Source organism: Rhizobium azibense (genome assembly GCF_004342325.1).
GTDB classification, from domain to species: Bacteria; Pseudomonadota; Alphaproteobacteria; order Rhizobiales; family Rhizobiaceae; genus Rhizobium; species Rhizobium etli_B.
Genome location: NZ_SMBJ01000007.1, coordinates 118500 through 142366 on the forward strand (window position 1 = coordinate 118500; position 23867 = coordinate 142366).

The 23867-nt window shown below is 58.6% G+C and carries 19 protein-coding genes and 2 pseudogenes; 7 read left to right on the forward strand and 14 right to left on the reverse strand.

The features are described 5' to 3' along the window. Positions 1 to 16: 16 nt before the first annotated feature. From EV130_RS18630 to rsfS, 4 genes are all read right to left on the reverse strand, one after another. A complete protein-coding gene (locus tag EV130_RS18630) occupies positions 17 to 1339 on the reverse strand; it encodes a S41 family peptidase (RefSeq protein WP_074062949.1) in 1323 nt (440 codons plus the stop codon). Next, a complete protein-coding gene (locus EV130_RS18635; RefSeq protein ID WP_207900889.1) occupies positions 1329 to 2735 on the reverse strand; it encodes a murein hydrolase activator EnvC family protein in 1407 nt (468 codons plus the stop codon). The genes EV130_RS18630 and EV130_RS18635 overlap by 11 nt, the downstream gene beginning before the upstream one ends. A 140-nt stretch (positions 2736 to 2875) precedes the next feature. Further along, complete coding sequence (rlmH, locus tag EV130_RS18640; RefSeq protein ID WP_132661079.1) at positions 2876 to 3358, reverse strand: 23S rRNA (pseudouridine(1915)-N(3))-methyltransferase RlmH; 483 nt, start codon at positions 3356 to 3358, stop codon at positions 2876 to 2878. A gap of 112 nt (positions 3359 to 3470) precedes the next feature. Continuing rightward, complete coding sequence (gene rsfS, locus EV130_RS18645) at positions 3471 to 3914, reverse strand: ribosome silencing factor (RefSeq protein ID WP_074063386.1); 444 nt, start codon at positions 3912 to 3914, stop codon at positions 3471 to 3473. A 202-nt stretch (positions 3915 to 4116) separates the two neighbouring features. On the opposite strand from rsfS, the gene EV130_RS18650 reads away from it, so the two are divergent. Then, entirely contained in the window at positions 4117 to 4494 is a 378-nt protein-coding gene (locus tag EV130_RS18650; protein WP_074062946.1) for a winged helix-turn-helix domain-containing protein, read from the forward strand. Here the strand turns inward: EV130_RS18650 and modC are convergent, their stop codons facing one another. From modC to EV130_RS18675, 5 genes are all read right to left on the reverse strand, one after another. Then, positions 4495 to 5562 (reverse strand): molybdenum ABC transporter ATP-binding protein, encoded by a 1068-nt coding sequence (modC, locus tag EV130_RS18655; protein ID WP_074062945.1) that lies wholly within the window; start codon positions 5560 to 5562, stop codon positions 4495 to 4497. It abuts the gene before it with no gap. Beyond that, positions 5559 to 6257 carry a molybdate ABC transporter permease subunit gene (gene modB, locus EV130_RS18660; protein ID WP_132661082.1) on the reverse strand — a complete coding sequence of 233 codons (699 nt, stop codon included), beginning with the start codon at positions 6255 to 6257 and terminating at the stop codon, positions 5559 to 5561. The genes modC and modB overlap by 4 nt, the downstream gene beginning before the upstream one ends. A gap of 50 nt (positions 6258 to 6307) precedes the next feature. Continuing rightward, on the reverse strand, positions 6308 to 7096 hold the full coding sequence (gene modA / locus EV130_RS18665) for a molybdate ABC transporter substrate-binding protein (protein WP_132661085.1): 789 nt from the start codon (positions 7094 to 7096) through the stop codon (positions 6308 to 6310). 291 nt (positions 7097 to 7387) lie between these two features. Further along, positions 7388 to 8146 carry an alpha/beta fold hydrolase gene (locus EV130_RS18670; RefSeq protein WP_074062942.1) on the reverse strand — a complete coding sequence of 253 codons (759 nt, stop codon included), beginning with the start codon at positions 8144 to 8146 and terminating at the stop codon, positions 7388 to 7390. Positions 8147 to 8184: 38 nt separating this feature from the next. After that, the gene (locus tag EV130_RS18675) at positions 8185 to 9954 is read right to left on the reverse strand and encodes a cytochrome c biogenesis protein DipZ (RefSeq protein ID WP_132552264.1); all 1770 of its coding nucleotides are present in this window, start codon (positions 9952 to 9954) and stop codon (positions 8185 to 8187) included. 319 nt (positions 9955 to 10273) lie between these two features. Here EV130_RS18675 and EV130_RS18680 point away from each other — a divergent pair, with 319 nt between their 5' ends. From EV130_RS18680 to EV130_RS33420, 4 genes and pseudogenes are all read left to right on the forward strand, one after another. Then, complete coding sequence (locus EV130_RS18680; protein ID WP_074062940.1) at positions 10274 to 11320, forward strand: alpha/beta fold hydrolase; 1047 nt, start codon at positions 10274 to 10276, stop codon at positions 11318 to 11320. Between the two features lie 99 nt (positions 11321 to 11419). Further along, positions 11420 to 12160 (forward strand): response regulator, encoded by a 741-nt coding sequence (locus tag EV130_RS18685; RefSeq protein ID WP_074062939.1) that lies wholly within the window; start codon positions 11420 to 11422, stop codon positions 12158 to 12160. Beyond that, complete coding sequence (locus tag EV130_RS18690; RefSeq protein WP_074062938.1) at positions 12157 to 13473, forward strand: sensor histidine kinase; 1317 nt, start codon at positions 12157 to 12159, stop codon at positions 13471 to 13473. The genes EV130_RS18685 and EV130_RS18690 overlap by 4 nt, the downstream gene beginning before the upstream one ends. A 164-nt stretch (positions 13474 to 13637) precedes the next feature. Beyond that, positions 13638 to 13745 (forward strand): annotated as a pseudogene (locus EV130_RS33420) (peroxiredoxin); the annotation flags it as partial. 114 nt (positions 13746 to 13859) lie between these two features. Here EV130_RS33420 and EV130_RS18695 read toward each other — a convergent pair. After that, entirely contained in the window at positions 13860 to 14753 is an 894-nt protein-coding gene (locus EV130_RS18695) for a LysR family transcriptional regulator (RefSeq protein WP_132552352.1), read from the reverse strand. A 330-nt stretch (positions 14754 to 15083) separates the two neighbouring features. On the opposite strand from EV130_RS18695, the gene EV130_RS18700 reads away from it, so the two are divergent. Next, complete coding sequence (locus EV130_RS18700) at positions 15084 to 16502, forward strand: aldehyde dehydrogenase family protein (RefSeq protein ID WP_074062937.1); 1419 nt, start codon at positions 15084 to 15086, stop codon at positions 16500 to 16502. A 660-nt stretch (positions 16503 to 17162) separates the two neighbouring features. Continuing rightward, positions 17163 to 18488, forward strand: a complete 1326-nt coding sequence (locus EV130_RS18705; RefSeq protein WP_074062936.1) for an epoxide hydrolase family protein — start codon at positions 17163 to 17165, stop codon at positions 18486 to 18488. 831 nt (positions 18489 to 19319) lie between these two features. On the opposite strand, the pseudogene EV130_RS18715 reads toward EV130_RS18705, so the two are convergent. From EV130_RS18715 to EV130_RS18730, 4 genes and pseudogenes are all read right to left on the reverse strand, one after another. Further along, a pseudogene (locus EV130_RS18715) lies at positions 19320 to 19996 on the reverse strand (aspartate/glutamate racemase family protein). A gap of 425 nt (positions 19997 to 20421) precedes the next feature. Next, a complete protein-coding gene (locus EV130_RS18720) occupies positions 20422 to 21099 on the reverse strand; it encodes an FAD-dependent oxidoreductase (RefSeq protein ID WP_132552266.1) in 678 nt (225 codons plus the stop codon). A gap of 165 nt (positions 21100 to 21264) precedes the next feature. Then, positions 21265 to 22512, reverse strand: a complete 1248-nt coding sequence (locus EV130_RS18725) for a TadE/TadG family type IV pilus assembly protein (RefSeq protein WP_132552267.1) — start codon at positions 22510 to 22512, stop codon at positions 21265 to 21267. 753 nt (positions 22513 to 23265) lie between these two features. Beyond that, entirely contained in the window at positions 23266 to 23850 is a 585-nt protein-coding gene (locus EV130_RS18730; RefSeq protein WP_237358567.1) for a nicotinate-nucleotide adenylyltransferase, read from the reverse strand. Positions 23851 to 23867: the final 17 nt, after the last annotated feature.

The window sequence follows — 23867 nt, forward strand, 5'->3', positions numbered from 1 at the left end:
TGATGACCCAAGATGTTCACTTCGCGGAAACCGCCTTGTCCGGATTCGGGGGGAAGGCCGGGTCGGTCTTCTTGCCGCGAAGCAAGTCGAACGCATAGTTCAACTGAACGTCGTCCTTCGGATCCGGGGGGACATAGGCGACGGAACCTGAGCCTTCATCGGTCTCGCTCTGACCCTTGATATGGCCGCGCAGGCTGGATTCGCCTTCGGTTGCCATCTTGTCCTTCAGATCGTCCGGCAGCGGCTCTTCGACCTTGATGTCCGGCGTGATGCCGGTGCCTTGAATCGAGCGGCCCGACGGCGTGTAGTAGAGCGCGGTCGTCAACCGCAGTGCGCCGTTTTCGCCAAGCGGAATGATCGTCTGGACGGAACCCTTGCCAAAGGACCTCGTGCCGAGAACGGTCGCGCGGCGTAGATCCTGCAGGGCGCCGGCCACGATTTCCGAAGCGGAAGCCGAGCCGCCGTTGACGAGCACGATCACCGGCTTGCCATCCGTGAGATCGCCCGGGCCGGCATTGAAGCGACGGGTTTCGTCGGGATTGCGGCCACGGGTCGAGACCACCTCGCCGCGCTGCAGCAGAGCGTCAGAAACCTTGATCGCCTGATCGAGCAGGCCGCCGGGATTGAGGCGCAGGTCGAGCACGTAACCCTTGAGCTTGTCGGCCGGAACCGCCGCCTTGATCTTGGCGATCGCCTTTTCGAGATCCGGATAGGTCTTTTCGGTGAAGGAGATGACCCGGAGATAGCCGACATCATCCTCGACGCGGGACTTGACGGCCTGTACCGCGACGATGTCGCGAACGATCGTCAACTCGATCGGCTTATCGGCGCCCTTGCGGATGAGTGTGAGCTTGATCGGAGTGTTGACGGCGCCGCGCATCTTTTCGACAGCTTCTTCGAGCTTCAGTCCGCGGACCGACTGGCCGTCGATCTCGGAAATAAAATCGCCGGCAAGAACGCCTGCCTTGGCCGCCGGCGTATCGTCAATCGGCGTGATCACCTTGACGAGTTCGTCTTCCATCGTGACTTCAATGCCGAGACCGCCGAATTCACCCTTCGTCTGGGTGCTCATATCCTCGGCATCCTTGGCGTTCATATAGCTCGAATGCGGATCGAGGGATGAAAGCATGCCGTTGATGGCATTTTCGATCAGTTTGTCTTCTGCCGGCGGCGTGACGTACTGGGCGCGGACGCGCTCGAAGACGTCCCCGAACACGGAGAGTTCCTTGTAGGTGGATGCCCCGGCCGCTTCGGCCGGCACTCCCGCCGCATAAATGACGCTCATGGCGGTCGCACCCATCAATGCGCCGACCAGAACAAGAGAAGCCCTACGAATCATTGCGTGCCTTTCCAGTGTCTTTGGCGGACCACCACGGCCGGGAATCGACCGGTTTTCCGTCTTTTCGAAATTCAATGTAAAGCGTTGGCCGGTTGGTTTCCAGCGCCAATGCTGTTGCGCTCGCGACTCTTTTTGCACCCATCACCGCAAGCGGTTCGCCTGCGAAAACGAATTTTCCTTGGCGCGTGCTGATTATGTCCATTCCGGAGAGGACCAAGTGATAGCCCTCGCCTGCATCGAGGATGATCATCTGGCCGTAGCTGCGGAAGGCGCCGGCAAATACCACCAGTCCATCCGCCGGCGCAGTCACCACCGTATCCGGATTGGTGGCCAGCGTCATTCCCATGGCCTCGTGCCCAGTGCCGTCGGCGTCGCCGAACTGGCGCAGAATATCGCCCGCCACGGGCAGCTCCAATTTCGCCTTCAATTCTCCGAACGGATATGCGGGCGCAATACGGTTTTTATCGGGCACACCGCTATCGGCAAGTGCCCTGGCCTGTGCCCGCTGCTCGTCCGTGAGAAGCTTCCGGTTCTCTTCTTCGCGCCTTGCTGCTTCAGCGGCCTGGCGCACGGAGGCAATCTCGGATTCCATCGAAGCCACGAGGCCTTCGAGCGTTGTCGCTTTGCCTGCCAATTCCTCAGAGCGCTTCTTTTCTGCTTCCAGATCGGCAGCGTTGCTGCGGCTTAGCTTGTCGTTTTCGGAAAGCAGCAGGTCCATGCGCCGCTCCTCCTCGATACCATTCGTCATCGTGGCGGTGAGATTTGTCTTTTCCATCACGCTTTCAGCCTGAAGGGCCGCCAGGTTGCCCAGATCTGCTGCAAGCTTATCGGTCTCCTTGCGCATGCCCGGCACGACGGCGCCCAGCAGGATGGCGCTACGCACCGAGGCAAGCGCATCATCCGGCGTCACAAGCAGCGCGGGCGGCGGATTTCGGCCCATGCGTTGAAGGGCGGCGAGCACTTCGGCAAGCAATCCTCGCCGCTCATGAAGCGAGCGGCGGATAACGTCTTCCTTGATGCCAAGGTCGGCAAGTCTCTTTTCGCTTTCGAGGATCTGTCTTTCAAGCGTCTTGCGCCGCGCGGCGGAATCGATCAGCGCCTGGCGGATGTTCGTGCTGCTTTTGTCCAGATCGGCGATGCTTTTTTGCAGTGCCATCACCTTATCTGACGAAAGATTGATCGACTTTGACAAGGTCTCGAGCTCGGTGCGGGTCTCGTCACGTTTTTTTCTGAGCTCGGCAGCCGGGTCCTGCAATGCCGGATCGACCTGTTCAGACGTCCCGGCCGCAGGTGCTGGAACCGCTGCATTCTGGGCGAACGCCCCATCTTTCCCAACATCAAACTGGGCGAAAATGACTGTCGCGCCGAGGCCAGCCGCGAATGCGGGCAGGATCAGTCGCTTTCGCTTGCGGGCAGTTTTCATGCGGGGTTCAGAGCTAACTTTCAAATCGCGCGCAGACTATGCCGATTTGGCGTCATTTGCCAGAAAGATTGGCGCAGAAGGACACGGTTGGCAAAGCACGGCTGCGTGACTGATCAGACGCGGTGATAGGGGTGACCGGATAAAATTGTGACCGCACGGTAGAGCTGTTCGGCAATGAGCGTCCTCACCAACTGATGCGGCCAGGTCATCTTGCCGAGGCATAAGGTCATGTCGGCACGCTCGTAAAGCGCCGGGTCAAGGCCATCGGCTCCGCCGATGGCAATCATCAGATCCCGTTTTCCCTGGTCGCGATAGCTGGAGAGGACTTTGGCAAACGCTTCGCTGTCCAACGTCTTGCCGCGCTCGTCGAGAAGAATGAGAATGCTGCCCTCAGCCAGCGTCTTTTGAAGCAGGGCCGCCTCTTCGCGCTTGCGCGTTTCTGCATTGGAGGCGCGACTTTCCGAAACCTCGACAACGCGGGAGAACTCAAGACCGATCGCAGGACCGGCCTTGGCAAAACGGTCGAAATAACGGGCCGCAAGATCCTTCTCGGGGCCGGATTTCAGCCGTCCCACCGCAAAAAGACCAACCCGCATTCATCCGCTCCTGTCATGCGCCGCAAGGGCACAATACCGGCTTTGGGCCGGGTTCTCGTGTTTCCGGCCTGGTTACTGCCGCGTCTCAGGCACCGGACAAGCCGGCCGCCGGTCAGTGCCGCGTTTCTTCGTCCATATCCGGCGCTGCCCACATCTTTTCGATGTTGTAGAACTCGCGGATCTCGGGGCGGAAAACGTGCACGATGATATCGCCGGTGTCGATCAAGACCCAATCACCGCCGTCCTTGCCCTCAACGCGGGCTGCGCCAAAGCCCTCGTCTTTCAAGTCGGTAAGCAGATGATCCGCGATCGCCAGGACATGGCGGTTCGATCGGCCGGAGACGACGACCATATAGTCCCCCAGCGCAGATTTTCCGGCAATGTCGATGGTTACGATATCTTCAGCTTTGGAGTCCTCAAGGCTCGTGAGGACAGCTTGCAGAGCGCGGGCGGCAGCATCGGCGCCACGTTCCAGGCTCTTCGGGATAACGGCGAGCGTTCTTCCCTTGGCGTGTACTGTTGTCAGTGCTTTTCCTTTCCTGCAATAACAGAACATGCGCATCACTGATTTGGGCGAACCAAATCATGGTTAAGATAGGCATCAAACCGTTAATCTTTCAAGACACGAGCCGGTTATCATTTCGCGAAGACTTGAATTCGCGTTCAAGATTTATGTCGTTACCGGCAGCAAGGCGGCTGTGTACAGCGCCAACGGCCAAGCGTAAAGTGGCTTCAATTTCTTGTAACTGCAGAACCGAATGGACAGTACCGCCAGACATCAACTCGTTCCCATCCTGCGTATCAGCTTTCCGCACGAGGATCGCCTGGGCCGTGGCAAGATGGAACTTTTGGAGCACATCCGCGAAACTGGCTCGATCTCGGCAGCCGGCAGGGCGATGGACATGTCCTACCGGCGCGCCTGGTTGCTCGTCAGCGACATGAACCGCATGTTCAAGGCGCCGGTCGTCGAATCCCAGCGCGGTGGCCAGAGGGGTGGCGGTGCGGCGCTGACGCCATTCGGAGAGGAGCTTTTGTCGCGATTCCGGCATATGGAAGACGCCATGCGAACAGCGCTTGCGGGTGATCTTGCCTGGCTGGAAGGCAACCGCAGTCAGGCCGAGGCGGTGAGGAGATAGTCAAGGCTGCAGTGCGACTGTCTTGATGACGGCGAAGACGGGTTTGTTCGGCACCAGATCGAGCCTCTCGACGGACAGTGCCGTGATGCGTGACAGGATGATATCGCCTCCGCAGTCGATCTTCACCTCGACCGTTCCGTCTTCCGCAGGCGTTATCTGCCGAATGATGCCTTCGATAATATTCAACGCGCTCAAACCTTCCGGCCTGACGGTCGCCAGCATGACATCGCGAGAAGGGATGTGGACGCGAACGCGCTTGCCCGGCGGCACCGCGGCACCGGGCACGTAAAGGCGGGACGCCTTCAACGCGAGCGTCGCAAGGCGATGTTTCTCATCGAAGCTTTCGACTGCGCCTTCCAGAAGGGCACCTGCTTCGCGCCGGTCTTCGGCCGCCGAAGGACGGCTCAGGACATCGGTCGCGCGGCCTGACGCCTCAACCTTGCCATCACGCATCACGACCACCTGATTGGCCAGGCGTGCCACCTCCAAGATGGAATGGCTGACGTAGACGATCGGAATCTGCGTCTCGTCACGCAGACGTTCGAGATAGGGCAGGATCTCTGCTTTGCGGGCCTCATCAAGAGCTGCGAGCGGTTCGTCCATGAGCAGAAGACGCGGAGAGGAAAGCAGCGCGCGGCCGATCGCCACCCGTTGCTTTTCTCCACCTGAGAGGTTGGAAGGACTTCGATTGAGCAGGCTTTCGATGCCGAGTAGATCGACGATATGGTCAAAGTTGCCGGTTTGGGAAACCTTCGGTGCAAACCAGCTTCCATAAGAGAGATTTTTTCGAACGCTCAAGTGGGGGAAGAGCCTGCCGTCCTGGAAGACATAACCGAAGCGGCGGCGATGGCGGGGAACGAAGATGCCTTTGGCCGTGTCGGTCAATGGCGTACCGTCAAGGAGAACCCGGCCTTCATCCGGCCGGACGAGGCCGGCAATGATGCGGATCATCGAGGTCTTGCCCGAACCGGACCGGCCGAAGAGGGCCGTCACGCCGACTTCGGAGGTAAAGGCTGCATCAAGGGTGAATGCGCCGAAACGGTGTCTGGTTTCGATGGTGAGCGTCATTCGGGGTCCATCCTCCGGCCCGCGAGATTCGCCATGAGTTCAGACGTCAGCAGCGCTGCCATGGAGATGACGATAGCAACCAGCGTAAGGCGCATAGCGCCGGCGTCACCGCCTGGAACCTGCGTGAATGTGTAGATGGCGGCCGACAGCGTCTGCGTCTCACCTGGGATGTTCGATACGAAGGTGATGGTTGCTCCAAATTCGCCCATGGCCTTGGCAAAGGACAGGATCATGCCGACGACGATTCCAGGGGCCGTCAGCGGCAGTGTGACGGTGAGGAAAACCCATAACGGACTCGCTCCAAGGGTGCCTGCCGCTTCTTCTATCCTGCGATCGATCGCTTCAATCGAAAGCCTGATACTCCGGACCATCAGCGGGAACCCCATGACCGCACAGGCGAGAGCTGCGCCCGTCCAACGGAAGGAAAAGACGATCCCGAAGTACTGGTCCAGGAAGCTGCCGATCGGTCCCCTGCGGCCGAAGAGGATCAGAAGAATGAAGCCGGTGACGACGGGCGGAAGGATCAGCGGCAGATGCACTATGCCATTGACAACAGCCTTGCCATGGAAGCGGCCGCGGGCAAGAAGCAGCGCAACCGCAATGCCGAGCGGCAGGCTCGCCAACATGGCGACAACGGAAACCCGCAGGCTGAGCAAGATTGCCGTCCATTCGTCATTGCTCAGGCCAAAGTCCAAATTGGGTATCTCCAAAAAACCGGTTCGAAGGTGCAGGATGAAATCCCCACTCACTTCATGATCGTAAAGCCCTGAGCGGTAAAGAAGGGAGTGGCGATAGCCGACTTCAGAAACTTCAGATAGGCAACGGCGTCAGGGTTCTTGCTGGCGGCAAGCACCGCGACAGGGTAAATGATCGGCGGATGCGAATCGGCTGGAAACATGCCGACGATTGCGACGCCTTTATCTGCCGCTGCATCTGTCTGATAGACAATCCCATATGGTGCTTCGCCGCGCGAGACGAGCGCAAGAGCGGCACGCACGCTTTGCGCACCGGCAATCTTCGGCTCGACCGATGCCCACACGCCGAGCTTTTCGAGTGCGGCCCTGCCGTATTTGCCGGCGGGGACGGATTTCACTTCTCCCATCGCAAGCCTGCCATCACCCAGAAGCCCGGAAAGATCGAAACCGGGCTTGATATCGACCTGCTTTGCCTTATCGCTTGCGGTTACCAGCACGATGCGGTTGCCAAGCAAGTCAGCGCGGGTGTCCTTCCGGATCAGGCCTTTTCCGGCGATGTAGTCCATCCAGTCGAGATCAGCGGAGATGAAGATATCGGCTGGTGCGCCACTTTCGATCTGCCTGGCGAGTGCGGAGCTCGCTGCATAGGAAGCGACGGCTTCCTTGCCGCTTTCCCTGGCCCAGGCTGCATTTGCGGCGTCAAGCGCATTCTTGAGGCTCGCTGCCGCAAAGACGGCAATTCGGTCTGCCGCGCCTGCGGGCTGCGGCACCAGCCCTGCAGCGCCAATCCAGGCCATGATCGCGACCACCCGTTTCATCCAATGCCGGCGACGATGCATATCTTCGATTCTCCTTCGAAATATTCAAAGGAATATATCGATATCAGCAGCATTGGCTAGGGATATGTTTTGACGAATATATCGTCGTCGAGCTTTGACATTGTCGATTGCCATGAAAGATCGCCTACGCACCTTTGCGGCCCGTTGGCACGCCGAAGGGCGGGCAGATTTTGCGGGCGGGTCTTGCCTGTGTTCTGGGATCGATCGATGGTTCGAGCCTGGCGTATCCTGAATGCACTTCAGCCGTTCCGTTTTCGGAGCGGCTGAACATCCTTGTATCGATGCGAAATCCTATTCCGCAGACTGACGAGCAGCTTCCTCGATCACATCGGCGACCTTCTCCGGCTGCGAAGCGAAGACGGCATGGCTTGCTGCGATCTCGGTGATCTGACTGCCGGCGCGCCGTGCCATATTACGTTCGAGATCAGGGTTGATCGAGCGATCCTGCGTGGCAACGATCGACCAGCTCTTCTTCGATTTCCATGCCGGCTCGCCAACCTTGGCGGCGAAGGCATCCTTGGAGGCGAACACCTGGCTTTTAGCCAGAAACGCCGCGTCTTCCCTTGGCAGATCGGCAGCGAAGTCATTCGCGAAGGCGGAGGGCTCGAGGTAGAGGTACTTGCCGTCCTTCGTTTGCTTGATGCCGTTGCCAGCTGGCGGCTTAGATCCGGCGAGGTCGAGGAGACTTTCGCCCTTCTTCGGCTGGAACGCAGCAACATAAACGAGTCCGGCGACGTCCGGTCTGTTTCCTGCTTCGGTGATGACCATGCCGCTGTAGCTGTGACCGACGAGCAGGCTCGGTCCTTCCTGAAGGTCAAGAACGCGGTTGGTCGCGGCGACATCGTCTGCAAGCGAGGTGATCGGCTCCTGGACTATTGTGACATTGAAGCCGCGTCTTTCGAGAATTTCGGTTGCCTTGCGCCAGCCAGAACCGTCGGCGAGCGCGCCGTGGACGATGACGATGTTCTTCACCTCGGCAGCCTGGGCCGCATAGGCGATAACGCCGGTGGAAAAAGCGATGGCAAGAGCGGCGATTGTACGGCGATTCATGAGACTTGCTCCTTTCGTTCAGGTGGAAGGCTATCGGTTCAGCCGAAGGTGAAGGCGTAGGCTTCGACGCCCGGGTCGAGGAAGCGGATCTCGAAGTTTCGTGCTTCCACATCGCCGGCTTGGCGGACGAGCTGATAGAGCTTCGTAGAGGTGACAGTGCCGTTGCCATCGCTATCAACATCGGCGCCGTGATCTGCTCCAGGTGCTTTCCCGTCGATCGTCACCTTGAAGCGGACAGGCTTTCCCGAATGGCCGGGACCAAGGACCAGATGCAGGTCACGGGCGCTGAAGTGGTAGGCGATGCTGCCATCGGGTCGGTCCAAAACCGCCTGTTCCGCGCGGATCGTCCAGGTTCCGGAGAGGCCCCATTCGTTCAGGCCGGGACTGCTGAGCGAATACAGTTGGGACGCGTCGGCGCGAAGAGCTTCCGTCGATGCAAAACCCGTGGCGCGTTGGTAGCCCAGGTAGGTTTCGCCGGAACGAATGTGCTTCAGATCCGGGCTTGCCTCGGCGCCTTTTGCATTCGGCGCTACGGGTGAGCCAGCCTTCGTCTCGCTACCTGCCTCGCGCAGCAGATCCTGGATTGCCTGCTCGGTCTGTCGGTAGTTTCCTTCACCGAAATGGTGGTACCGGATCTGGCCCTTCGCATCGATCAGGTAATGCGCCGGCCAATAGCTGTTGTCGAACGCGCGCCAGATTTTGTAGTTGTTGTCGATCGCGACCGGGTAACCAATTTTGAAGTCGCTTACGGCCTGCTTGACGTTGTCGATCTTCTTTTCGAAAGCAAATTCCGGGGCGTGCACACCAACCACGACAAGACCCTGGTCCTTGTACTTCTCGTACCAGGCGCGGACGAAGGGCGTGGTGCGGATGCAGTTGATGCAGGAATAGGTCCAGAAGTCGATGAGCACGATCTTGCCGCGCAGTTGTCCGGTAGCGAGCGGCGGCGAGTTCAACCATTCCACAGCCCCATTCAGTGAAGGTGCAGGGCCTTCGACAGGCAGATTTGACCGAAACGGCGCCGCGGTGCTCACCGGGATCACGTTGGAATTGATAGCGACCTGCGACGCGGCGCCCGCGTTGGTGCGCAGCCGGTCGAGGACGGTTTGTTCGAAGGATGCGGTACTGGCATACGACAGTCTTGACAAAAGGCCGGTATCCAGGCCGAGCGCGATAATGGTGACGCCGGCCAGAACGGCGGCGCCCAGGATCTGACGGATCCGTTCGCTGAAGCCGAGCGACCGTTTCATGCCGGCGAAGACCTTGCCTCCGATCAATAGCGCAAAGGCAAGCGAGGTGGCAGCGCCGGCGGCATAGGCGGCAAGCAGCAAGCTTGTTTCAAGATTGGCGCCATGCAGTGCTGCACCCGTCAGCACAAGGCCGAGGATCGGCCCGGCGCAGGGCGCCCAAAGCAGGCCGGTGGCGATGCCCAGGATCAGCGAGCTTGCGACGGTGGGGACGGTGCCGGCCTTGCCGGAGGCATTGGCCAGGCGGCTGCCGAACTCCACGACCGGCCGGGTGATGAGGCTCGCTGCGCGCGGTGAGATCAGGCTGATGCCGAATACGGCAAGCAACGCGAGAGCGGCAAGCCGGCCATATTCATTGGCGTTGATCGCCCAACTGCCGCCAACAGCCGCCAGCGTCGCGACGGCGGCAAATGTAGCCGCCATGCCGGTAAGCATAGGCAGCGTGCTGCGGAGAAACGGCTTTCCTGCACGTGCGAAGACGAAGGGAAGGATGGGCAGGATGCAGGGGCTGAGGATAGTCAGCGCCCCGCCGAGATAGGCAATGATCAAAAGCGTCATCATCGTTTCCTTTGAAACAAGATTTAGAGGCTCTGGACGGCGATGTGGCGCGACCAGCAATGATGCCAGGTTGGAGACGTGACGTATCTCGGATGTGTCCGGGCTCTAGTGGATTTGTATGGAAATGTAGAAGAGGCGCTTGGACGACAGCTTTTAACGCGGTGACGCTTTTCCTCGTGGCGGGGAGCAAGGGAACGTATCAGAATGTATCTGAGCAAGGCCTTGCTACAGAACTATTCACAATCGATTGTCTCAAGACACATCGGGGATACATGAACCAGGCTTCTTGTCGATCGTATCAACACGGATCGGAGAGAAAGCAATGACTACCCACCAGATCGACCTTCAGCGCCGCCGTTTCTTCGGTATCGCAGCCATGACCGTCGCAGCTGTCGAACTTGGCGCAACGGGCCTGGCTAATGCCAAAACCACCGCCGCGTCTTCGGCATCTGCCAAGAGTGGGGGACATACATCCTTCGGTCCTTTAAAACAGATCGACGCAGGTGTGCTCAGCGTCGGTTACGCCGAAGCAGGCCCCGCGGACGGCCCGGCTGTCCTGCTCCTGCACGGTTGGCCCTATGACATTTATAGCTATGTCGATGTTGCACCGATTCTCGTTTCGGCAGGGTATCGCGTGCTCATCCCCTATCTGCGCGGTTACGGCACGACCCGTTTTCTATCGAGCGATACACCCCGCAACGGCCAGCAAGCCGCACTTGCGGCCGACATGATTGCGTTCCTTGACGCACTAGGTGTCAAACAAGCCGTAGTTGCAGGTTATGACTGGGGCGCTCGTACCGCCGACATCATGGCTGCTCTCTGGCCCGAACGTTGCAAAGCCCTGGTTTCGGTCAGCGGCTACCTCATAGGCAGCCAGAAGATCAACGAGAAGCCTCTCCCTCCGAAAGCGGAACTGTCCTGGTGGTACCAGTTTTATTTTGCCACCGAACGCGGCCGCGCCGGTTACGCCGCCAATACTCTCGATTTTGTCCGCCTGATCTGGCAGACGGCATCGCCGACCTGGAAGTTCAGCGACGAAACCTTCAATCGCTCGGCGCCTGCCTTCGATAATCCGGATCATGTGGCAATCACCATCCATAACTATCGCTGGCGTCTTGCGCTGGCTGAGGGCGAAGCCAAATATGATGCCTATGAAAGCCGGCTTGCGAAATTTCCTGTAATTACCGTGCCGACGATCACCATGGAAGGTGATGCCAATGGCGCGCCACATCCAGATCCGTCGACCTATGCGGCGAAGTTTTCCGGCAAATACGAACACCGCAATGTCAGCGGTGGCATCGGACACAATCTGCCGCAGGAAGCGCCTGAGGCTTTTGCCAAAGCCGTTTTGGACGTTGCGAAGCTTTAAGCTTGCCGCGGCCGGCGAACCGTTATCTTTAGTGAGTCTGCCAGTTGGTTACGCAGTAGCGGGTCTTTTAGGAGTGTCGGAACGTTGAAGGCAGCATCCATGGAACACATCGATCATATCCTTGTCGTCGACGACGACCGAGAAATCCGAGAACTGGTCTCGAACTACCTGAAAAAGAATGGCTTGCGCGCAACCGTGGCGGCCGACGGGCGGCAGATGAGAACCTTTCTGGAGGGGAACACGGTCGATCTGATCGTGCTCGACGTGATGATGCCGGGCGATGACGGCCTGGTCCTGTGCCGCGAGCTGCGGGCCGGTAAGCACAAAGCTACGCCCGTGCTCATGCTGACGGCGCGCGACGACGAGATGGACCGGATCATCGGACTGGAAATGGGTGCCGACGATTATCTGCCGAAACCCTTCGCGGCACGCGAGCTTCTCGCACGGATCAAGGCTGTGCTGCGTCGGACCCGGATGCTGCCGCCCAACCTGCAGATCAGCGAGGCCGGTCGGCTTTTGAGCTTCGGTGACTGGCGCCTTGATACGGTCGGACGTCATCTGCTCGACAAGGAGGGAACGGAGATCGCCTTGAGCGGCGCCGAATATCGGCTGCTCAGGGTCTTCATCGATCATCCCCAACGCGTCCTCAATCGTGACCAGCTGCTCAATCTCACGCAGGGTCGCGATGCGGAGCTGTTCGACCGGTCAATCGATCTCCTGGTGAGCCGCGTGCGCCAGCGGCTGGGCGACGATGCACGCGAGCCGACCTACATCAAGACGGTGCGCGCTGAAGGCTATGTTTTTTCGGTTCCGGTCGAGATTTCGGAGCCGAGGGCATGAGAGAGGGCAGCCGTCGCATCGGCTGGTGGCCGGGCTCGTTGCGGTCCCGGCTCTTTCTGATCCTGTTCGCCGGTCTCGCCATTGCCTATGGCCTGTCGTTCAGCATCCTCTTTGCCGAACGCTATATGTCGGCCAAGGCCGTCATGCTCGGCACGCTGGAGAGCGATCTGGCGACGTCGATCGCCGTCGTTGATCGCCTTCCCGCCAACGAGAGAGCCGATTGGGTCGATCGGCTGAGCCGCGGCAATTATCGCCTTGTTCTCGGTCCCGGCCTTCCGGGTGTTTCCGACATGTCCGGCCGGGGCGCTGAGATCGCGGAAAGAATAGAGGAGGCGGCCGGCCACAAGTTTCCGCTCAGGGTCGAATCCATCCCGGGTGATGGCAAGAGGCTTCAGGCCCACTTGACGTTGTCCGACGGCGCGCCATTGACGATCGATGTCACCCCGCGCGGCGTCATGCCGTTGGCCGAGTGGCTGCCCTATGTCTTCGCCGCGCAAATGGCGCTTTTGGTTCTGTGCACTTGGTTTGCGGTGCGCCAGGCCATCCGCCCCCTGAGCGCGCTTGCCGCAGCGGCCGAGGCGCTCGATCCAAGCAAAAAGGGATCGCCGATGAGCGCCGGCGGGCCGAGTGAAGTCGCCCACGCTGCCCGCGCCTTCAACGCGATGCGCGACCGGATCGCGCATTATCTGGAGGAGCGTGTACAGATTCTCGCGGCGATCTCGCACGACCTGCAGACACCGATCACCCGTATGCGGCTGCGCGCCGATATGGCTGACGATACGCCGGAGAAGGAAAAGCTGGTCAGCGACCTGCGGGAGATCGAGCGGCTGGTGCAGGACGGCATTGCCTACGCGCGCAGCTCGCACGGCAACGGCGAAAAGACCTCTCGGATCGATCTTGCCTCCTTCATCGACAGCATCGCCTACGACTACCAGGACACCGGAAAAGCCGTAACCGTTCTCGGCGTTATCCAGGGCACGGCGTCGACCAAACCGCACGCGCTGCGACGGATACTGACGAACTTTATAGATAACGCCATCAAGTTCGCCGGTAGCGCCGAGATCGCCGTCGAGCGGAGTGGCGAGGGCGATGTCGTCGTTACCGTGCTGGATCGCGGCCCGGGCATCCCTGACGATATGCTGGATAGCGCCATGCAACCCTTCTTCCGGATTGAGACATCGCGCAACCGTGACACAGGCGGAACAGGTCTTGGACTTGCGATCGCCCAGCAGCTTGCGGGAACGATCGGCGGCTCTGTGCGCCTCTATAATCGGCAAGGTGGGGGGCTGGCGGCTGAGGTGACTTTCCGCTGATCGGGCCAGCCTCGTGTTTTGGACAATGCGGGCGCCAGCGGGTGGTCACCGGCGACGCTTCGATACACATTCGGCGTTTTGGCAAACATGCCGGATTTGCCGATCGGTCAGAACAATCTTGTCAGAGAGCGCCGCTGTTGGCGGCGGAACGAAAGGAGTCTGCCATGACCGAGATTGAGAATGTCCTTTGAGCCGGCAGAACCCACACCTCCGGCGGGCGCGATGGTTTTGCGCGCAGCGACGACGGCGCGCAGGATATCAAGCTTGCGCCCTCGCCCTTGCCGGCCAAGCGGATGGCGTAACGTCTAATTAGACGCCGTCGCAGATCGGCTCATCCACGTGGCAGGAGCCGTTCCTTTCCTATCTCTCGCGGGCAGCGATGGAGCCTACTCCCGTCTGACCTCTCTGATGAGTTCGACGAAACTGCGTAGCTTCGCGGGTATGTGACGGCGGCCCGGATAGTAGAGGCAAAGGCCTGGATAGGGAGCCGTCCAATCTTCGAGGACTTTCTGAAGGCGACCATTCGCAAGGTCTTCAGAAACCTGCCACTCGTTCAGATAGGCCAGTCCCACCCCTTCTCTCGCGGCGCGAAGTATCAGGTCGCTGTCGTCGAGCGTCAGCTTGCCGTGGACGGTTATGCTGAAGGTCTGCCCCCTGCGCTCGAATTCCCAGCTATATAAGGCGCCATTGGCCATGCGAGCCCGGATGCACTGATGAGCCTGAAGATCGGCGGGGACTTCCGGTTCTCCGTAGTTCTTCAAGTATTCCGGTGCGCAGACAATCGCAGGGCGGATGCTGTCGCTGATCGGTACAACCACCATATCCGGCGGCACGGTCTCACGGATCCGGATTCCAGCATCAAAGCCCTGCGCGTTGATATCAACAAGCGCATCCTCCGTTACAATCTCCACCGCCACTTGCGGATAGCGGCGCATGTACTCGATCACGACGGGGGCAAGGATCATTCTGGTAGCGCCGATCGAGCTGTTTAAGCGTAGCGTACCCGTCGGCTCAACTCGATGCTCGTCGGCATGGGCCATGGCACTCCGGATCGCAGCCAGCGCCGGTGTAATCTCCGAAACGAACCGCTCGCCAGCTGCTGACAGCACTACGCTGCGGGTGGACCGATTGAAGAGCCGCACACCGATGCGGGTCTCCAACGCGCCGATCTGCTGGCTTAGTGCGGAGGAGGAGATACCCAGGTCGCGGGCGGCTGCGCGAAAGCCGCCGCGTGCGGCAACCGCGACCACCGCCTCAAGCTCCGCAAGTGATCCGCGCATCATTGTCCTTGTTCCCTTATCAGCTCGTGCAGGTTTGGTCTGCTTATCAGCATAATAGGCAAAAGCTACATTAGGCGCATCAGCTTGAGGGCGATCGACGCACGTCCCTCCAAAGGAGTGCATTAAGCAAGATTTCATCGGGGGTTCTGTTTCAACCGTGTCGACGGTTGCCACACGAGCTTTCGTTTTGCGTCCGACCCGAAACAGAAGAGACACAAGCCGAGGAGATGCTGTCTCTCCTTCGGCAATGATAGCGCGCAACATTCGATCTGCCCCTGGCGGCCTTGGGGCCAGCCAAATCCCGAACCATACCTTATTGAGGCCCGATCAATGCGATCAATCGAACATGTCTACATCAACGGCGAATTCGTGGTGCCGAAGGGCAATGAGCGGTCAGAGCTCATCAACCCGGCCACCGAAGAGAAAATTGGCGACGTGCGGCTTGGGAATGCGGAAGACGCAAAGGCTGCGGTGGAGGCCGCTAAGCAAGCTTTTCCCGCTTTAGCGGCATCAACGACGCAAGAGCGCATTGATATGCTCAGGAGCCTTCGCGATGTGATCGCAGCGAGGCCCGATGAGCTTGTTCAAGCCATGACAGAGGAGTACGGAGCTCCCGCTTACTTCACCGAGTTTTCAGTGCAGAACACGGCATCGATCTTCGATGTCATGGCAGAAACCGTGGCTGCCTACGACTTTGAACGAGTTGTTGGTAAAAGCACGGTAAGGATGCTCCCGCGCGGGGTGCTCGCCGCTATCACGCCTTGGAACAGCAACTTCGGATTTATCGCCACCAAGCTCGCTCATGCGATCGGTTCCGGTTCACCCCTGGTCATCAAACCGGCTGAACAGAGTGCCTTTCAAACCGAAGTGCTTGCTAAACGGCTGCATCAGGCTGGCCTCCCTGCAGGCGTTCTCAACATTGTCAACGGAACAGGCCCGGTCGTCGGCGCGGCGCTTACGAACGATCCGGATGTAGCAACTATCAGCTTCACCGGCTCCACGCAGGCAGCGAAAATCATTCAGCACGCAGCCATCGACGGAATCAAGAGAGTGGTTCTGGAACTGGGAGGCAAGGCGCCAACAATCATTCTGTCAGATGCCGACCTTGAAGAGGCGATCCCTATCGCGTTGATGTCCGGTTTCGCAAATAGCGGTCAGGCCTGTGTTGCGGGAAGCCGAATCCTGGCGCCACGGTCTCGACTAGTCGAGATTTCGGAGAGGCTGAGGATAGAAGCCGAAAGGCTGAAAGTCGGTGACCCTCGCGACCCCGAGGTTCGGATTGGGCCGCTTGCAAGCCGCGCTCAGTGGGAGAGAATTCAAACCTACATTCGCCTAGGCGCCGAACAAGGAGCCACCTTTCTTACAGGCGGGACTGGCCGACCCGCGGGCTTCGAAAAAGGATGGTTCGCTCGACCGACTATTTTCGCGGACGTGACGAACGATATGAGGATTGCTCGTGAAGAAATATTTGGTCCCGTGTTGTGCCTGATCGCCTATGCGGATGAGGACGAAGCCGTCAAAATCGCCAACGACAGCGATTACGGGCTACAGGCCTATGTGCTGGGATCTGACCTGCACCGTGCCAGGCAATTTTCCGAAAGGTTGATTGCTGGCCGCGTTGTGGTCAACGGCGCCCCCCACGATCCGCGAGCACCGTTCGGCGGCTTCAAACAATCCGGCATTGGCAGAGAAATCGGCGCCTACGGTCTCGACGGCATGCTCGAGCCACGGGCCATTCTCACCCCGTAGCTGAGCTTACTCAACAAAGACCTGGAGACCTTGACACGCCAAGAGCCAAGTATGCGACGACCTGGTCAATAGTGCTCGGTGTGGTCACTTTCGAGGCCCTTGAGCAGAGCCTCGGATAAGGAGTAAGCGCTCAGACCCCATATTCAACCTTTCCTCGATTGGGGGTCGTGCCGGGACGCCCCGATCTGCCGCTTGTCAATCAGCTAAAAGGCCGTTGGGCGAATTCCCCGAGGTTTTTCGGGCCGAAGTAGGACATCTGGGCTCACGGTGGTTGCCCTTGAGCCGGGCGGCGATGACCTCCCGGCGCATCTTGTGCTTGGACCGACGCACTCCTTGTTCTGGACGAGGCAGAAGAATTCGCCGCCACGATTCCGACCGGTGGATGGTTGTTAGCAAGTCCACAGTGTTAGGGGCGCGGAAGCACAATCTAAAGGCGGCGCTGGCGGGGGTTGAGCGATCGCCCAGCCGCTCGCGCTTTCAGGCTGGCAAAGCTGGCATCAGTAACCAGCACTGGCAACATTTGTATCTGCACGTTTCGGGGCTCGGGAAGCAAACACTTCGTGACGCAGCAGCAGGCCCTAAGAAACAGCCGGGATACGATCGGCATCTACTTGTTCTTGGCGCGAAATAGTCGCGGAACGAAATGCGAAGGAGATAACTATGAATCAAGCTGCACACATCGGAAGATGGGGCCGACGAGCTGCTCTGGCCCTTGGATCGACGATGCTTGTTTCCGTGGCCAACTTTCAACCTGTCCTGGCGGCTGACAGTGGCCTCAAAGACCAAGTCGACAACTCAACCGCAGATGAAAGCATTCGGCCATTTCGGATCCATGTCGAGCAAGCGCAAATCAATGATCTGAAGAATAGGATTTTGAACACGCGTTGGCCGGATAAGGAGACTGTTGGGGACATCTCTCAGGGAATTCAGCTGGAACGGGTTCGAGAACTCGTCCACTACTGGGGTAGCAACTATGATTGGCGAAAGGCTGAGGATCAGCTCAATGCTTTGCCGCAATTCGTCACAACGATCGACGGTGTAGACATACAGTTTACGCATGTCCGCTCCCGCCATCCTAACGCTCTTCCTGTGGTCTTGACGCACGGGTGGCCGGGCTCGATTTTCGAGTTTATAAAGGTCATAGGTCCGTTAACTGACCCGACCGCATATGGCGGCAAGGCGGAAGATGCATTTGACGTGATCATTCCTTCAATCCCCGGATACGGTTTCTCAGGCCATCCGACAGACTTGGGTTGGGGGCCCGATCGCGTCGCGCGAGCCTGGGATACGCTGGTGAAGCGCCTTGGCTACACTCGCTATGTTTCTCAAGGCGGCGACCATGGTTCGGTGATCTCCGATGCACTGGCTCGGCAAGCACCGGAGGGGCTCCTCGGGATCCATCTGAATATGCCGGCTACCGTGCCTGGTTCGCTCATGAAGCGTATCAATGGTGGCGAGCCTGCGCCGGCCAATCTGTCGCCATTGGAGCGAGATGCCTACAATTCTCTAAGCGAATTCTTCGGCAGAAATGCTGCGTATGGAGCAATGATGGTCACGCGGCCCCAAACGATCGGGTACTCGCTGTCTGATTCCCCGGCCGGTCTTGCATCCTTTGTCTACGAGAAGTTCGTGCAATGGAGCGACAGCGACGGAGAGCCGGAACGCGTGCTCACCAAAGACGAAATGCTCAATGACATTACCCTTTATTGGCTGACCAACAGTGGCGCTTCAGCCTCCCGCTTTTATTGGGAGAACGACAACAACAACTTCAGCTCAGATGCTCAGAAGACCAAGGATATCAAAATTCCCGTTGGTATCACCGTCTTCCCGAAAGAGATCTACAAGGCGCCGGAGAGCTGGAGCAAGGAAGCTTATCCGTCGATAAACTATTACCATCAGGTTGATCATGGGGGGCATTTCGCGGCTTGGGAGCAGCCTGATATATTCGCAGAGGAGCTGCGTGCGGCCTTCAGGAAGGTCCGTTAAAACTTGCGACTTGCAAGGCGCAGGTCCTTACTGGGAGCTGCGCTTCGCCACTCAATCGCGATAGCGATCCAGTACCAGGCCCGATTAAGTTGTCATCGTGAAAGAGTCATGCCGTTGGCCGCACCTGCTCCCACGAAACAGGCTTCCGACACCGTGGCGATCCAACTTGGGAGCTCGTTTCGCAAGCGGTAACTCTTCGCTTGGAACATGAGGTTGGGAGCTGGATCTATCTCTCAGGCTGCGAACGCAGTGCGTTCTACCATCCAGTGATCCAGTGAGGATCGGACCATTATAGCAGAAGTTACGTCTGTGGCAGTGATCTTGATGAGGTGCTTTGCTGCATCGATGGCGATCGCGCTTCCTATAGACAAGCCGTTCTCAGCGCAGAACTCGTTTAATATTTTCCGTACCTCTAAGAGCGACACTGCTTTGTTCGGCATCTCGGTCTCCAGCTCTGCAAACTATGATGTTCGCTTGCTGTATGAAGCGGAGTTGTATCGGGGATTTTCCACGAGTGGCGAGAAGGGTATCTAAAAGTATGCTGACCCGTTTCAGATACGAAGGGTTACAAATTCGGCCGAACACCCTCCCTCCCCTGTGGCCATCCTGGGCACACTTCAATGAGCCGCATGCTGTACGGCTCATTGAATGAATTCCCGACTTAAAGCCTCGCCAGTCTGACCCAGCGCGATCAGGGCATAAAGATCCGTCACGCTTCCCAGTCGTCTACTTTGATGAGCGCGATCTGGGTGCTTTGTCTCTCTTAATCAGTCCCGTTACAGCTGTGGCAATCGATAGTCGAGTATGGGCGGCAATGGCATCTTCTCCCACCTATCGCTGCTCTAAACGCCGTTTCACGTTTTCAACCCCAAGTACGGGGCTTGTCAGAACTGGAACGCGGTGAGCCGTGCCGCTCACTGCACGAGCCATCGAGGCCTGCGCAAGAACGACCACATCGACCTTCTGCGACAACTCTTCGAGAACTTGGCGGATTTGCGCGTCATGGGCTTCGATATCTCCGCCGGCGAGGAGTTGAAAGGCTCCCTCAATAAGCTCATGGTCGATCGCTACGTCCTTACCGGCATCGCATGCCTGGCGCCTCAGCAGATCCACTGTCGGCACCAGCGTCGTAGACAAGGTTGCTAAGACGCCTATGCGGTGTCCATGCTCGACAGCGGCTTTGGCCATGCCTCATCAATACGGAACAGCGGAACAGGGCAAAGCGGGGCAATGGCATCGACTGCCGGTCCGAGAGTCGAGCATGTGACGACAACTGCACCTGCCCCGGCGTCGACTGCCGACCATATGTAGATGGCGAGCCTTCGTTTCGTCAGATCGGACAGCGACCAGCGCTCAATGGTATCTCTCAAGAGGCTCTCGTCGAGGATCGCGAACGGCTTCCAGTTCGGAAAATGTTCTTTGGCGAGGCCCTCGAACTCGAAAACAAGACCGGAAACCGTATGGATGAAAGCCAGCTTGGCGGAAGAGCTTGTATCTTGGATTGACATAGGGTTTCCATCTCTTTGCTAAGGAGCCGAGTTGGCGAAACGGGATTATTGCAGCAGTTCATCAATCTGGCATCACGTGAGAATCCACTCCTGCGGCTTCCGGCAGAGGTTTAGACTAGCAGTGTTTCTTCCAGTAACCCCGGCTTCCCGGACGTCGCTCTCCAGGTCTTGGGCTGCAATGCCGAGCCGTGATGTGCCGAAGGACCGAGGCATAGTCGCCACGAAGATCGCAAATAGTCTCGCCCGTCATCCCGCACGCATCCGCGACCCTCAGGTTCCTGCCGTGCGAGCTGCCGGCGATGCACCTGTGCGACCGCATCGGCCAGATCGGCCACGAAACCGTCCAGATCGCTTGAGCCTGCAGATATGCGGCCAGACCCGCAATCGCTCAGCGCTCTTTGCCGTCGCGACGCGGGAAAACTGCATCAGATGGCGCCAATTACAATTTTCGATCTGTCCGTGAAGCGCGACAGGCGGAATGGATCTGGATCGACACTTGCCGCGTCGCCCGCTACCAGATCCGCCGCCAGATGGCCAATGCCAGGGCCGGCGCCGAAGCCGTGTCCGGAACAGCCTGCGGCGACGAACACACCGCCGATGCTCTCCACTGGCGAAATCACGGGTATGGCGTCTGGTGTGGAATCGACATATCCACCCCAGGAGGACACGACGCCGGCATCGGCAACAGCGGGGAACAGGGCTTTTATCCGTGCCATTATAGTCGCCATCATCCGCATGTCCGGAGCGGGATCGAGGACGCGGATGCGCTCAAAGGGGGTCGGCCTGTCGAGATGCCAGCGACCAAGTGTTTCCGGGCCCTGAAAGAACGAGCGACCGGATGCCGATCTCGACGGCCTTGCGTCGTTTGATGAACATCGGCAGAAACGGTCGGGCATAGCTATCGTGTAGCTGCCATCGATCCGGCGCGTCAGGGCACACTCAGACGTGTAGATTGCTCCGCCAAGATCCGGTGCAGGACCGGTCCGTAGGGCGGTCTGACGGACGCTGGCCTGCGGCAGCGAAACCGCATGCATGCGCAGGAAAGAAGAAGCCCAGGCACCAGCGGCACATAGGACCGCGCTGGTCATGGCGCGACAGTTCATCAGAACTGCGCGGCACGCGGCCTGGATATCACCAATGGTAAAGTGAGCGGTGTCGTCACCGAGAAAGGCCTTATCCGCAACCACGTCTGGGCAGTGCGAAAGATCAGGCAGGCTCTAGTGTGCGGTGACAAGACGCCAAAGATGAAGCCGCCGTCCGTTGTACCCTCATTGGACAAGCTGGACTGCACCCGGATTATTAATCTCGTTGTTTGCCAGTTCCGACTTGCACTCCAGCTTGAAAGTGCTGTTGCCGGTCATGGTTATTTTCTGGCCGATGATTCGGACGCAGTCGCCGGACGTCGTACCATTGCCGGAATACTGGATTTCTTCGGCTGCTGGCATGTAGATGATGCCGCTGATGTTCGAGTTGCTGTTGCCATTGATCACCGCGGAGGCCGTGTTATCGCGGTCGGCGACGAAAACGAAACCCGCCCATGGGCCAGATGTCGGGGCGGTGACATTAACGGTCGAACCGCCGTGAATGTCGATTTCAGCGCCGTTGAGCAGGAAGAATGTGACCCCTTCGCCAGTGACGACCGACTGGCTTCCGAAACTCAGCTTGCCCCCGTTGATGATGTAGTCACCGGGTTGCAGCGTCACATTGCCCTTGACTTGCAGACCCTTGTACGTCCCTGGCTCCAGTTCGCCGGAGGCGTTGTTCTTGGCCAAGGTCCCTGCTTTCGGCATCGTTTTGAACCTGAACGGGTCAAGGGCCGCTGCCGTTCCCTCATAAGGCTTGTCGCATTCGAGATCGATTTTGTACGGCGAGGCCGCGACCTTGCCTGGCGTATAAAGACATTCCGTCTTCAGGCTTCCAGATCCGCCGACATAGATGGCTTCGTTGCTGTGCGAGTTCGCGGTGATCGCGCAATTCGAGGTGTCGACCTTCGAACTACCTGTAACCTCGAAGGCGCGATCTGCTGTCGGGCTGAGCGCCAGAATGCAGGCTTCATTGCCCGCTTGGTAAGCGGTGCTGCTGCGGCGGGAGATGGGGAACGATAATCGAGTGAGGAATACCGGGTCGTAGTCGACTGCATAGTTAGCCGTCGCAAATACCTGCTGTCCCGCCATTGAATAGGCGATCTGCAGGGACGGAGGTTCCTCTGCCGGGGTCATTGCATCGTTGGCCTCATTGACAATACCCGCCGTTTGGTAATTGCCGAAGAACATCTCGTTCGCCAATTGAGTGGCTTCCGCCTCACTGTAGCCTTCGCCGTAAAGGCGCACCGCCGCAAGCGTGGCGCTGTCCAGCGCCTCTTGCAACTTGTCAGCTTCGAATCTGGCGTTGACGAAGTCGATCGCGATGGAGGCCGCCCCCAGTAAGGGAACGATTGCAGCCGCAGTCAGGATTGTGAAGTTGCCGCCCTCGTCCCGAATAAGCCGATCGAAATGCCGTTTGAGAAATTCACCCATTCTTATCCCCCAGTTCCAAGTAGCCCAGGAGGACATATTAGGCTCCAGCAATATACGATTGATTGCTTCTTTTGTTCGAATTGTACGTATCCCAAAGAATAAAAATCCTGCTTATATGCCAAAAATCCCCGCTTTTGCGCGTTCTCGGGACGGTTGGATCCATCCAGCGCAAGTCCCTATGCGACAGCTCGTTAAGTTTTTCGGCAAGCAGTGGTCACGCGGAAAAGACCCGGCACGTGCTCCGAGCCGCGAGGGCCGAAGTACCGAGGTAAACTAGGCGGAGACGATTCGAAGGCGGTTCGGAAGCAAGTCCAGACCCGATTGCTCCGGCATCCGGAGAACGCGTCGGGCGAAATAACTGCCCTGCCGTGTCGCGTCTGCTGTCCAATCCCGAAAACATCCGCGGACCAGCCTGCGCTACGACCTGACGCGCTGCCGCGGGCCTTGTCCTACTTCGTGGTGTTGTCGCGTTCTGCGGCCCGCAGACCGTCCGCAATGCCTCAAAAAGCGGCAACACGCAGGATGGCAATCATTGAGACTTGCGCTGATCGCATTGCTGCAATGCAATATACGATATTCCAGTTTTTCGAAATTATGATAAAACATACTTATCGAAACGGCGATCTCCTCCTCCCAAAGCCGTTAGATATCCGGTCGGCAGCACTCCTCCTCCCAGCTGTCGATCAAGTTTATAAAGCCCGACGGATCCTCCCCCGTCGGGCTTTTCATTTGTCAGCCTTGCTGAAACTGCCGCTACTCAGCCGCTTTGCGAATTGCAGTCGAACTCAATGCCGAGCGCGGGCCATGAATAAAGGTCCAGGCAGGCGCGGATTTTTTCCAGAGCGCGCGGGCATCGTCCTCGTCGATACGCGCGAAATCGAAGGTCTTTGCCATTTTCGACGATAGATAGGAAAGCGTCGCACCGGGGCGATCGATGACGGCGATCGGGAAGGTGCGCGCAATCACTTGCCACTTTTGCCATTTGTGGAAGGTTTGAAGGCTGTCGGCACCCATGATCCAGATGAAGTGGATGTTGGGATTGCGTGCCTTTACCCTGGCGAGTGTGGTTGCCGTGTAACTAACTCCGAAGGCCTGTTCGAATGCAGTCACCTTGATATGCGGATCGGTTGTGATCGCTTCGCTGAGCGCGATCCGCTCGGCAAGCGGCGCAAGATGATTGCGGTTCTTCAGCGGGTTGCCGGGTGTAACCATCCACCACAGTTGATCGAGGCCGAGGCGCCGTATGGCGATCTCCGCAACCAGCGCATGCCCCTGATGCGGTGGATTGAAGGATCCGCCGAAAAGCCCGACGACCATGCCGCGCTCGATGTGCGGCATGCGAAGGTAGCGACGGT